The 12,416-nt window shown below is 48.6% G+C and carries 8 protein-coding genes, 2 tRNA genes and 1 other annotated feature; of the genes, 3 read left to right on the forward strand and 7 right to left on the reverse strand.

Going from position 1 to position 12,416, the window contains the following annotated elements; translation table 11 throughout:
• The 6 genes from KNO73_RS14725 to pdxS form a co-directional block, all read right to left on the reverse strand.
• Positions 1-88, reverse strand: a tRNA-Ser gene (locus KNO73_RS14725).
• 37 nt (positions 89-125) lie between these two features.
• A tRNA-Ser gene (locus tag KNO73_RS14730) sits at positions 126-216 on the reverse strand.
• A gap of 138 nt (positions 217-354) precedes the next feature.
• Positions 355-1,638 carry a serine--tRNA ligase gene (gene serS, locus KNO73_RS14735; RefSeq protein ID WP_214873976.1) on the reverse strand — a complete coding sequence of 428 codons (1,284 nt, stop codon included), beginning with the start codon at positions 1,636-1,638 and terminating at the stop codon, positions 355-357.
• Between the two features lie 51 nt (positions 1,639-1,689).
• Positions 1,690-1,898, reverse strand: a binding site (T-box leader).
• 18 nt (positions 1,899-1,916) lie between these two features.
• Positions 1,917-3,164 carry a D-alanyl-D-alanine carboxypeptidase family protein gene (locus tag KNO73_RS14740; RefSeq protein WP_196431817.1) on the reverse strand — a complete coding sequence of 416 codons (1,248 nt, stop codon included), beginning with the start codon at positions 3,162-3,164 and terminating at the stop codon, positions 1,917-1,919.
• An 85-nt stretch (positions 3,165-3,249) separates the two neighbouring features.
• Positions 3,250-3,828 carry a pyridoxal 5'-phosphate synthase glutaminase subunit PdxT gene (gene pdxT, locus KNO73_RS14745; protein WP_074035275.1) on the reverse strand — a complete coding sequence of 193 codons (579 nt, stop codon included), beginning with the start codon at positions 3,826-3,828 and terminating at the stop codon, positions 3,250-3,252.
• 1 nt (position 3,829) lies between these two features.
• Positions 3,830-4,720: a pyridoxal 5'-phosphate synthase lyase subunit PdxS gene (pdxS, locus tag KNO73_RS14750; protein WP_012727762.1), complete on the reverse strand. Its 891-nt coding sequence runs from the start codon at positions 4,718-4,720 to the stop codon at positions 3,830-3,832.
• A 288-nt stretch (positions 4,721-5,008) separates the two neighbouring features.
• Between pdxS and pdxR the strand changes: the two genes are divergently transcribed.
• From pdxR to KNO73_RS14765, 3 genes are all read left to right on the forward strand, one after another.
• Positions 5,009-6,412, forward strand: a complete 1,404-nt coding sequence (gene pdxR / locus KNO73_RS14755; RefSeq protein ID WP_214735222.1) for a MocR-like pyridoxine biosynthesis transcription factor PdxR — start codon at positions 5,009-5,011, stop codon at positions 6,410-6,412.
• On the forward strand, positions 6,409-7,029 hold the full coding sequence (locus tag KNO73_RS14760) for a class A sortase (protein WP_078145947.1): 621 nt from the start codon (positions 6,409-6,411) through the stop codon (positions 7,027-7,029). Before pdxR ends, KNO73_RS14760 begins: the two co-directional genes overlap by 4 nt.
• Before the next feature lie 140 nt (positions 7,030-7,169).
• The gene (locus tag KNO73_RS14765; protein ID WP_215112697.1) at positions 7,170-10,592 is read left to right on the forward strand and encodes an alpha-amylase family glycosyl hydrolase; all 3,423 of its coding nucleotides are present in this window, start codon (positions 7,170-7,172) and stop codon (positions 10,590-10,592) included.
• A 39-nt stretch (positions 10,593-10,631) separates the two neighbouring features.
• Here the strand turns inward: KNO73_RS14765 and guaB are convergent, their stop codons facing one another.
• Positions 10,632-12,095, reverse strand: a complete 1,464-nt coding sequence (gene guaB, locus KNO73_RS14770; RefSeq protein WP_078145949.1) for an IMP dehydrogenase — start codon at positions 12,093-12,095, stop codon at positions 10,632-10,634.
• Positions 12,096-12,416 lie beyond the last annotated feature (321 nt).

The raw sequence follows: 12,416 nt of genomic DNA on the forward strand, positions 1-12,416 counted from the left end.
AGGAGGTGGTGGGATTCGAACCCACGCAGGCTGTTACACCCCTGACGGTTTTCAAGACCGTTCCCTTAAACCACTTGGGTACACCTCCAGAAGATATAAAATTGTGTGAGCCTCCAAAAAAGAAATGGAGGAGGTGGTGGGATTCGAACCCACGCAGGCTGTTACACCCCTGACGGTTTTCAAGACCGTTCCCTTAAACCACTTGGGTACACCTCCAAAGCTCATATGCAATTCGTGAGCAACAGTGTCGCTCGACATGATTTATAGTACCAACTGAAGAGACAGATGTCAAACCCTTTTGTGAAAAAACATTAAAAAAATTGAGCAGCCTCAAAATCGAGGCTGCTCAAGCGTTTAGTTCGGCATTTCAATCTTTTCTTTTCCACCCATGTAAGGACGAAGAACTTCTGGAATCACGACCGATCCATCCGCTTGTTGATAATTTTCAAGAATCGCTGCGACCGTTCGTCCGACGGCCAAACCTGAACCGTTCAACGTATGCACAAACTCAGGTTTCGCATTGGCGTCACGACGGAAACGAATTCCCGCACGACGCGCTTGGAAATCTTCAAAGTTTGAGCAAGACGAGATTTCACGATAGACCCCTTGTGCCGGCATCCATACTTCAATATCGTATTTTTTCGCGGCAGTGAATCCGAGATCTGCCGTACACATGCTGAGCACTTGATAAGGAAGGCCTAGACGTTTCAATACTTCTTCAGCATGACCTGTCAACAGTTCCAATTGCTCATAAGACTCTTCCGGTTTTACGAAGCGGACGAGCTCGACTTTATTGAATTGGTGCTGACGGATCAACCCACGCGTGTCACGTCCCGCTGACCCAGCTTCAGAACGGAAGTTTGCACTATATGCAGTATACGCGATTGGAAGTTGTGTTTCCGCAAGAATTTCTTCACGGTGCATGTTCGTGACCGGTACTTCAGCAGTCGGAACGAGGAAATAGTTCGTATCCGCTACTTTAAATGCATCCTCTTCAAATTTAGGAAGCTGACCCGTTCCTGTCATCGAATCTCGATTGACCATGTAAGGAGGTAACACTTCAGCGTACCCATGCTCATCTGAATGAAGGTCCATCATAAAGTTGATGAGGGCACGTTCTAAGCGAGCGCCTAATCCTTTATAGAAGACGAAGCGGCTACCTGTTACTTTTCCAGCGCGCTCGACATCGACGATTTGAAGGTCTTCCATCACGTCCCAATGTTGCTTAGGCTCGAAATCAAACTCAGGCTTTGTCCCGATTTCGCGAATCGTCACGTTGTCGTCTTCCGTTTCGCCGATTGGTGTTGATTCGTGCGGGATATTTGGGATGCTGAGTAAAATCAAGTTGAGTTCTGCCTCAACTTCGCGTAAATCTTCGTCCAACAGTTTGATTTCATCGCCGAGGCGACGTGTCTCTAAAATCGGACCTTCGGCATCTTCTTTGTTCCGCTTCAATTCAGCGATCTGTTTTGTCGCTTCGTTGCGCTTCGCTTTCTTCACTTCGACTTCGTTGATCAAGTCGCGACGTTTCTCCTCTAGTTGTGGGAAGCGGTCAAGTGCACTCAAGTCTTCCCCCCGGTGAGCTAACTTTTCTTTAATCCCTTCAAAATCCTGTCGCAAACGTTTAATGTCTAACATTGCTATTCCTCCTTTTTCATATAAAAAAGGTGGCACGTCCCTTTCCCGTAGGAAAGGGACGAACCACCTTGGATCCGCGTTGCCACCCTCGTTGCCCAAATGTTTGAGCCACTCGATGCACGTAACGTGTGCGAACGTGACTTGTTTCCAAGTCAATGCTCCGAGGCCGATTCGGTCACGTCATCTCACTAGTTTGCACCAACCACTAGCTCTCTGTCAGTAGACGTACGTAACGTACTTATTCTCATCATCGCATCTGTCATTGAATTAATCTTACTTTACAACATCTCAACTTGTTCGACAAGACTGATTTTTCCAAGTGCGAGTCGGATTTGATCGAGGAAATCCAAAAAAGCTCGCGTTATTCTCGTCAAGAACGAGGCGGTATCGACCGACTCCGCTGTAACAAGTGCCATCTTAGGAGGAGCCTCTCCCTCTAAATAGCGTACGTTCTCCGAAGAATCGATGGTGACCATGCCTGCCTGTGTGTCAGCCTTAATCGGAGCCTCTAAATCAAGCAGATCATATTCGGGCTCCGGTACGGGTCTTCCTTTTTCGACTAATACTTCAAAGTCGTTCGTCGTTCGGACCGCGACTTGCTCTTCCTCGCCTTGAGAGACCGTTGCCATCTTGGAGATTGTCTCCCCCATCCGCAAGATTGGGGTCATCACGAAATCCGCATAAGCATAATCATGTAGCGCTTTCGTTGCTGCATAACGTCCCTCGTCCGATGTTGCACCGAGGACGACCGACAAAACGGTACGCCCATCCCGTGTGGATACGCCGATGAAACAATATCCCGCCTCATTCGTCGTGCCTGTCTTGAAGCCGAGCATTCCCGGATAAGCGAGGTCACGATTAGCGAGCATGCGATTCGTCGCATCAAATCGAACACCGTCGACGTCCACGTATGCCCGCTTCGTCACGTCGAGCACTTCCGGATACGTCGTCAAATACGCGATCGCGAGCTTCATCAAGTCCTTAGCAGACGTCAAGTTGTCTCCCGGTAGGCCAGCGGATTCAGAATCGAGTCCTGAGGCGTTCGCGAACGTCGTTTGCGTCATCCCTAATTCATCAGCCCGGCGATTCATCTCTTTGACGAATGCCTCTTCCGAACCGGATACGGCCTCCCCGAGCGTTACGGCCGCTTCATTCGCTGAACGAATCAACGCGGCATCGTATAATTCTTTGACGGTATATGGTTTATTTAACAGCGGGATTCGTGCCAACCCCGGCTTTCTCGTCAACGCCAAAGCAGCATCGCTCGGTGTGATTTCTTGTGTCCAACTGAGTTTCCCTGCCTGAATCGCCTCACGCGTCAAAAATGCAGTCATCAGCTTCGTGATTGAAGCCGGCTGAAGCATCGAATCTTCTTGTTTGGCAAATAGAACTTGTCCTGTCGTCACGTCTACAAGCATCGCGCTTGCTGCATCCACTTTCGGAGCGGCCGCAGAGGCAGCCGATGGCAACATGGTCTGTATGACGAATACGACAGTGAGCAATATGATGAAATAACGGGCCTTCACATCGTTTCCCCTTTCTGTACGCTTCTTTGTTCAGTGTAACAAAAAATAAGTTTGAAGGACCCCCTTTTTGCGAGGTCCCTCAAACTTATACATGTTGACTCTGATTCGCTTTGACCATCTCGATAAAATAGCGATGTAACGAGAGGTCATCCGTCAATTCGGGATGGAACGAGCAAGCCAGATACTGATTGTAACGGACCGCCACAATCGCTTCCTCCACTTCAGCGAGCACATCTACTTCCGGTTCGACACGTGCCACTTGTGGGGCACGAATAAAGACCGCTTCGACTGGCTCATCGATCCCTTTCACTGGAAGGTCGACTTCAAAACTGTCGACCTGACGTCCGAACGCATTGCGTTTCACTGTCATCGGGATTTTCTTCAAGTGGGCGTCATACCCTTCGACTTCGTTCGCGAGAAGAATCATGCCGGCACATGTGCCGAACATTGGTAACGTTTCCGTCTCTCGAAGTGGTTCAAGTAATCCATAACGATCGAGTAGTCGACGCATTGCCGTGCTCTCTCCACCTGGTAACACGAGTCCGTCAATTGACTCCAAGTCTTCTACCGAGCGAACGACAACGGTTCGAGCACCGAGCGCTTCCAGCATGCGAACATGCTCACGAATCGCACCTTGCATTCCTAATACGCCAATCGTTACCATCTTACCAGCCTCGTGGTGCCATGAGTTCTTCTTCTTTGAGTGTGCGGACGTCGAGTCCTTTCATCGCCTCACCCAATCCTTTTGACAAGTGTGCGATTCGCTCATAGTCATCGTGATACGTTGTTGCTTCTACAATGGCACGTGCAAATTTTTCTGGGTTCTCCGCTTTGAAAATACCAGATCCGACAAAGACTCCATCTGCCCCGAGGTGCATCATCAAGGCAGCATCCGCTGGTGTCGCGATTCCACCTGCTGCGAAGTTTACGACCGGCAGACGGCCCGCTTCACGGATTTGCATCAATACTTCAAACGGTGCACCGAGGTCGCGCGCCTCTGTCATGACCTCATCTACGCTCATCGACAAGAGACGTTTCACTTGAGCTTGGACTGTACGCATATGACGAACCGCTTCGACGATGTTCCCTGTTCCCGGCTCCCCTTTTGTACGAATCATCGCTGCCCCTTCACCGATACGGCGGGCTGCTTCACCGAGGTCGCGTGCTCCACATACGAACGGCGCCGTATAGTCGCGCTTGTACAAGTGGAACTCTTCGTCGGCTGGTGTCAACACTTCACTCTCGTCAATGAAGTCGACCCCCATCGACTCGAGGACACGTGCTTCAGCGATATGCCCGATCCGGCATTTTGCCATAACCGGCACAGATACTGCCCCCATGACGTCTTCGATGATTGTCGGGTCAGCCATACGGGCAACGCCACCCATTTTACGGATATCTGATGGTACACGTTCGAGCGCCATGACAGCCACAGCACCGGCAGCTTCAGCGATTTTCGCCTGTTCAGCGTTGATGACGTCCATGATGACGCCACCTTTTTGCATTTCAGCCATCCCACGTTTTACTTTATCTGTCCCTACTTGTCTCTTTTCCATTGAAATCCCTCCATTGATTCGTGTTCTACTTGCTAGTATAAGTTGAATTGACTATATTAAAAGTGCCAGTTTCTCATTATTTAAAGTGGTCAGTTTTAAATAAAGGACTCTATTTCATCTATCACGAACCTGTTGAAGTATAAAGGAGGAATACGTATGTTAAACCGCGATTCGTTTGATGGGGGTCATCGTGCCTCATTCGGGACACCCGGGATTGTCTCTTTCATCATTATTCTTGGGTTTATGCTCTACTTCTTTTTTGGTTCGTAAAGAAAGGAACGTCACACCATGGATATGCTTACCTTATCGCTTGATCAAGAATCGTCCATCCCGCTTTACGAGCAATTGTATAAGCACATTCGGGATGCCATCCTCGACGATACGTTAAAGACAGGAACCAAATTACCTTCAAAGCGTAAGCTCTCTCAATTTTTAGATGTCTCGCAGACCACGGTCGAGTTCGCGTATGCCCAGTTACTCGCCGAAGGATACATCGAGTCCATTCCTCGAAAAGGATTTTATGTGTTACCTCAAGAGGAACTGTACGTCCGGCGCTCGAGTAGTACCATCACACCAGCCCCTCAGCGAAAGACATATGATTATGATGTTTCCCCGAGTCAAATCGACACGACTGCCTTCCCGTTTGAACGATGGAAGCGACACATCAAACATGTAGTCGATGACGTGAATCATGAATTACTTGCGTTAGGTTCTGTTCAAGGAGATCTAGAATTACGCCAAGAAATCGCCACATATCTTTATCACTCCCGCGGCGTACAGTGCTCACCAGAACAGATCATCGTCGGCTCCGGAACGGAACAGCTGTTGCCACAGCTCTTGAATCTCTTACCTGACTCGTCTATCTTCGGAATCGAAGACCCTGGCTATCCGCTCACGCGCCTGTTGTTCGAGCAACAAGGACGCACATCGATTCCTATTCCCGTAGACGATAGTGGTGTTTGTGTGAATGAACTCGAGCGTCATGCAATCGATGCACTATATGTCACACCTGCTCATCAATTTCCGACAGGGACCGTCCTGTCTGTCAGTCGAAGGCAACGTTTGTTAAATTGGGCACTCGTCCATCAGACGTATATCATCGAAGACGATTACGACAGCGAGTTTCGCTATAGCGGCAAGCCGATTCCGTCACTGCAGAGCATGGACCCGAACGAACGGGTTATCTATATCAGTACGTTTTCAAAATCTCTCATGCCATCCTTACGCATCGGCTATATGGTCTTACCGACACCCTTGTTAAACCGTTACCGGGAACGACACCAGTATTTCACCTGTAGCGTTCCCCGGTTCGAACAACAGACGTTGGCCTTATTTATGTCGAGCGGTGACTTTGAGAAGCATTTGAACCGGATGCGAAAAATATACCGTCGTAAGTTAGAAAGTGTCCTCTCAGCCTTCCGACCATTCGAACCGACCGTCACCGTGACCGGAGCAAGTGCCGGATTGCACGTCGTTTTGACCATCGCGACCGAGCGAACAGAACAAGAATTGAAGCGGTCCGCCGAATCCGCCGGAATCGCCATTAAATCCATGAACGACTATCGCATCGTGCATCCGGACTCCCACAAGCAATTTCTATTCGGGTTTGCGCATTTGCCGGAGTCGACTTTACCTGACGTGATCGTTCAGTTGATGCTTGCGTGGGAAGTTTCAAAAGGAGGGAAGTCATGAATCGACGTATCCGGTGGCTCATCGGACTTTTACTCATTGGGAGCGGCATCCTCTTTTTGACGAGTCCGATTTGGAAAAATGCCATTGCCAGTTCGACGAGTGAATACGTGGTGGAACAGATGAAATTTCAAGAAGAGAGCGAATTTGATCCAAGTTATGATTTCAAAGCCGTCAGTCCACTCTCTGTATCGGACGTCCTACAAGCGCGCAATCGGTTTCATAATTTGCCGACAATCGGCGTGATTTCAATTCCCGATGTCTCACTGAAACTTCCCATCATGAAAGGATTGGACAATGAAAGTCTCGCGGTAGGCGCCGGAACGATGCATCCTGAACAAGAGATGGGCAAAGGGAACTATGCGCTCGCCGGCCACTATTTACAACGAGCGACCGCTCTATTCGGACCGCTCCATGAAATCGAGGTCGGTGCGACGATCTACCTTCAGGATGAAGTGCAAACGTACGAGTACGTAGTCACTTCGCTTGAAACCGTCTCTCCTGAACGAGTCGATGTATTAGATGACACCTCAACCCCAACCATCACGTTAATCACGTGTACGTTCGATACGACAGAGCGCCTGATTGTAAAAGGAAAGCTCGTCGCTCCATCCTCTTGACCGCTTCTCCTTTCAAAATAGGAGAGGCGGTTTATTATTTTTGCAAAAACATATTGTGAGCGCTTTCAAATTCCGCTAAACTATTTTTGAAAACGTTTGCATAAAAGTGTGCAAATATATTTGACAGGAAGAGGTGCCTCATGAAAAAAACAACCGCTCGTCAGGCTTCGACGCTGATCCTTTCCGGAGCATTACTCATTCAAGCCGGTGTCCCGATGAACGCATTGGCCGAACCGACTACGATGACGATTGATGGATCGAAAACAGACTGGACTTCAACCCCAGCCCTTGCGACTTCCCCGGCTACGGGTTGGCAAGGATTTGATGTCGGTGATTTATACATACAAAACGATGCTCAACATCTTTATTTTTACGTAGATGCGAACAATGTCCCGAATTGGGGCGACAACGGACAATACATTAACATCGCCCTTCAAATTAACGATGAAGATTCTGGCGTCTCTGAAAATCCACTCGGATACCCATTCGACTTTACAGGCGTCGACAAGGCACCTCAATATCATGTTCTCGTTCGTGTCGATGGCGATCAAAAAGTCAAAGAGGCCGCCCTTTATAAGGCCGGACAGGATACCCCACTCTTACAATTGAACCAATTGAACGGTGCGGCTTTCGCAGTGGACCGGACGAAAGGATTCGAAGGAAAGATTCCATTATCCTTACTCGGGCTAAACAATGGAGACCAAGTTCGTGCCTTGACTGTATTGAGCGGCAATAATGCAGGAGAGCATGGTGCGTTCGATACGATTCCAAGTAACGCGGCCAACCAACTGGCGAACAGCTGGAACGTCGCTGCTACTCCGTCGACGCAATCCGTATATAGTGCCCCGTTCACGTTAAATGGGGTGGAGACGGTTGATCAGCTTGAGGTCGTTTCGGTGACCCCGGCTTCATCCTCGATCGACGTGGATGTGTCTACCCCAATCACATGGACGTTCAACGAACCTGTCCGTCTCGATACTGAAGCAGCCACGCTTCAACAAGGAGAGACAAAAATCCCGGTCGACGTGACAACGAACGGTTCGACCGTGACGCTTCAGCCGAAAGAGGCACTCGCACTCGACACGTCATATACGGCGACCATCCCAGCGGATGCGGTGACAGGGATGATTTCCAACACGTCACTCCCTGCCTTGACGACTTCGTTCAAAACGGCAACCAAGCTCGCCGATCCATGGGAAACGACTCGTTATATCGAGATGAAGTATGTCCGCGCGGATGGAGATTATACGGATTGGAACTTGTGGACGTGGAGCACCGGTAAAAAAGACGGCCAAGTTGACCCGTATCGCATCACGGAGGACGAGGCCATCTTCCGAATTCCCGTTGGCCAAGACGCCACCAAAGTCGGATTTGTGATCCGAAAAGGAACGGATTGGGCCGTGAAGGACGCATACGGAGAAGACAGATACGTCACGCTCGGAGAAGACCGTGTCACGAAGGTCCTCGTCGAAAGCGGCAAAGGTGTGTTCCATCAAGTTCCGACAGTCAACGGACCAGTGTACGGTACAGACGGGATCAGTTTCTTCTACCGCGATGTAGCACTCTATGAATCCGGAAAAATGAATGAAATCGAACAGGTCGCACTCAAAATCAATGATGAAAGTTATCCAATGACGTATGAGCCTGAAAACGAATGGTTCCGCCACACAGTGCGTTTGCCTGAAGGCGTTCATGATTACACGTACCTCGTCACAAAAGACGGGGTGACGACTGAAGTGAAGGATCCGTACTTTGAGGCTTCTCAAATCGAGTATCGCCAACCGACCGTCAAACTCACTTCTTCAGTCAGTCCAAAAGCGATTAGCTCCAGAGAAAATGCCGTCCTACGGGTAAAACCAACTTTACCGAAGGGAGTGACGCTTCGTGAACTCTATATCGATGCACGACCTCTCGGAGGACCCGCTAAGTTGCACATCGACCGTGCATTGAATGCTCAAACCATTGCGGTGAAAGATACGATCAAACCAGGAAACAAGACGCTCTCTGTCACAGCCGTCGACCAGTATGGAAATGTCCATCGCTCGAAGACCACCATCCGTGTCGTTCCGAAATCGATGAAAGAGAAACAAGCATTTGATTGGGATGAGGCACGAATCTACTTCATGCTAACCGACCGCTTCTATAACGGGGACGTGTCCAATGATAATCCGAACCGTGAGTACTATGATAAAGACCATCTGGAATCGTACCATGGTGGAGACTTTGCGGGTGTCACAAAAAAACTCGATTATTTAGACGACTTGGGCATCAATACAATCTGGATTACACCGATTGTGGATAACATCGATTGGGATTTGCGTTATGGGAAAGATGGGTCTCAATATGGCTATCACGGATATTGGGCGAAAAACTTTGAAAAACTTGATGAACACCTTGGAGATATGGCCGCATTCCATAAATTGATTGACGAGGCGCATAAGCGTGGCATCAAAATTATGGTCGATGTCGTCTTGAACCATCCAGGCTACGGCATGGAACCAGGTGCAAGTTCAGCCGTCACGAATTTCCCGACGGATGCAGAACGACAAGTATTCGATGGCATGATTCGCGAGAATCCGGTCGATGGGGACGACCTCAGAATGTCCTTATCTGGTCTTCCTGATTTCAAGACCGAGGAAGCGGCCGTGCGGGAGCAATTGGTCAAATGGCAGACGGATTGGATCAAACGTTCGAAAACGAAAAAAGGAAATACGATCGACTATTTCCGTGTCGATACGGTCAAACATGTAGATTCAACGACGTGGAAATCATTCAAAAATGAGCTGACAACAATCAAGCCGGATTTCAAACTCATCGGCGAACACTATGGTGCCAGCATCAACAACACAGGCGGCTATTTGAGAAGTGGTCAAATGGATTCCTTGCTCGACTTCGATTTTAAATACCAGGCCGAGCGATTCGTAAACGGCAACATTGAAGATGTAGAAAAAGCGCTTCAATACCGGAATAACCAATTATCGAATGAAGCAACACTTGGACAATTCTTAAGTAGCCATGACGAAGATGGATTCCTCGTCTCGCGTGCAGGTGGAGACACAGGCAAGCAAATGGTCGCTGCTGCCCTTCAGATTACGGCCAAAGGTCAACCGGTCATCTATTACGGAGAAGAGGTCGGACAATCTGGTAAACATGCAGGGGATATGGACAAAGGTGAATTTAACGAGAACCGCTATGACTTCGACTGGTCACGTGTCAAAGGGGAAGGGAAAGCGATGCATACGCATTACCAGAAACTATTGAATATCCGTGCAGACTATTCTCACGTATTCAGTAAAGGAACGCGTTCATCCGTCGCTGTGAATGCTACTTCTGGTTATTCGATCTTTGAGCGGGCCTACGGCAAACAGTCTGTTCTTGTCGGATTGAACACGAAAGAAAAAGCGCAAACCGTTTCATTTAAGACGTCGTACAAGGCGAAGACCGTTTTGATTGACCGCTATAGCGGCAAGTCATACACGGTTCAAAAAGACGGGAAGGTGACCGTCTCACTTCCTGCACAAGATCAAGGAGGAACTGTCATTTTAGTCGAGAAACGCAAATAAAGAACCGCCATCCTGAGTGAACAGGATGGCGGTTTTTCATTAACGTGAATAGTTTGGTGCTTCTTTTGTGATGTTGACATCGTGTGGGTGGCTCTCTTGGAGTCCAGCACCTGTCATACGAATGAACTGTGTATCTTCACGAAGGGCACGAATGTCGGCAGCGCCGCAATACCCCATACCTGAACGAAGACCACCGATCAATTGATAGACCGTGTCAGCCAGTTCACCGCGATACGCGACGCGACCTTCGATACCTTCTGGAACGAACTTTTTGTCTGCTTCCTGGAAGTAACGGTCTTGGCTTCCGCGTTTCATCGATGCTTCCGATCCCATACCACGGTACGTCTTGAATTGACGACCTTGGTAGATTTCCATCTCACCTGGGCTCTCTTTCACACCTGCGAGCAAGCTTCCGAGCATGACTGCGTTGGCTCCTGCGGCAATCGCTTTGACGATATCACCAGAGTACTTGATTCCACCGTCAGCGATGACTGAGACACCGTGCTCTTTCGCTTCTGTCACACAGTCATAAACTGCTGTGATTTGCGGAACACCGACACCTGCGACGACACGTGTCGTACAGATCGAGCCTGGTCCAATCCCAACTTTAATGACGGATGCTCCTGCTTCAATCAATGCACGTGTCGCTTCTGCTGTCGCCACGTTCCCTGCGATAATTGGAAGGGACGGGAACATATCACGTAATTCACGCACTTTTTCAAGTACGCCAGCTGAGTGACCGTGTGCCGTATCGATGACTAGTGCATCCACACCTGCTTCAACCAACACTTGAGCACGTGAGGCCGCGTCTTTCGTCACACCGACTGCAGCTGCGACAAGAAGACGACCTTGCTTATCTTTTGCTGCGTTCGGGAACTGTTCGACCTTCTCGATATCTTTCGTCGTAATGAGACCTTTCAATACGCCGTTCTCATCGACAAGTGGAAGTTTCTCGATACGATGTTGATGAAGGATACGTTCAGCTTCTTCAAGCGATGTACCCACTTTTGCTGTGATGAGATTCTCTGTCGTCATGACATCTTTGATCACCGTCGAATAGTCTTTGATGAAGCGAAGATCACGATTCGTTAAAATACCGATCAATTGACGCTCTTCTTCTGAGTTGACGATTGGAACGCCCGAAATACGGTATTTACTCATCAAGTATTCTGCATCATATACTTGACGGTCTGGAGTTAAATAGAACGGGTTTGTGATGACACCATTTTCTGAGCGCTTTACGCGATCGACGTGCTCAGCCTGCATTTCCATCGACATGTTCTTGTGAATGACACCTAAACCACCTTGACGGGCCATAGCGATCGCCATTGGGGCTTCAGTGACAGTATCCATACCGGCACTGATGATTGGAATATTTAATTCGAGTCCTTCACAGAGCTTCGTGCTTAAATCAACGTCACGTGGTAAGACATTTGAAAACCGTGGTACGAGTAATACATCATCAAATGTTAAACCTTCTTTTGCAAACTTATTTTCCCACATAAAAATTGATGGCCCCTTTCTCGTTCTACCTACATCTTTGTTTCGAAATATTTCTGTAATGGTAACAGGTATAACGCAAAAGTGCAATTCAATTCCCGATGTTCAGAAAGTTCAGAATTGTGTTCATTGGCTTAAATTATATGCAAATTGTTCGGAATTTCATTGTATGGATCAGTAGATCTTGGAGTTCGGTTTCATTATGAACGTAAAAAAACGACCGAGCGTATGCTCAGTCGTCCTGCGTTGTTGCCTGGCAACGTCCTATCCTCACAGGGGGAGATCCCCCAACTACTTTCGGCGCTGAGACGCTTAACTTCCGTG

It is taken from the genome of Exiguobacterium sp. s83, from assembly GCF_018617095.1.
In the GTDB taxonomy this organism is placed as follows: Bacteria; Bacillota; Bacilli; order Exiguobacteriales; family Exiguobacteriaceae; genus Exiguobacterium; species Exiguobacterium profundum.

Excerpts from the sequence above, each read along its gene's own strand:
- pdxR (WP_214735222.1), top strand. The coding sequence starts at position 5,009 with ATGGATATGCTTACCTTATCGCTTGATCAAGAATCGTCCATCCCGCTT.
- pdxT (WP_074035275.1), bottom strand. The coding sequence starts at position 3,828 with ATGGTAACGATTGGCGTATTAGGAATGCAAGGTGCGATTCGTGAGCAT.
- KNO73_RS14765 (WP_215112697.1), top strand. The coding sequence starts at position 7,170 with ATGAAAAAAACAACCGCTCGTCAGGCTTCGACGCTGATCCTTTCCGGA.
- KNO73_RS14760 (WP_078145947.1), top strand. The coding sequence starts at position 6,409 with ATGAATCGACGTATCCGGTGGCTCATCGGACTTTTACTCATTGGGAGC.
- pdxS (WP_012727762.1), bottom strand. The coding sequence starts at position 4,720 with ATGGAAAAGAGACAAGTAGGGACAGATAAAGTAAAACGTGGGATGGCT.
- guaB (WP_078145949.1), bottom strand. The coding sequence starts at position 12,095 with ATGTGGGAAAATAAGTTTGCAAAAGAAGGTTTAACATTTGATGATGTA.
- serS (WP_214873976.1), bottom strand. The coding sequence starts at position 1,638 with ATGTTAGACATTAAACGTTTGCGACAGGATTTTGAAGGGATTAAAGAA.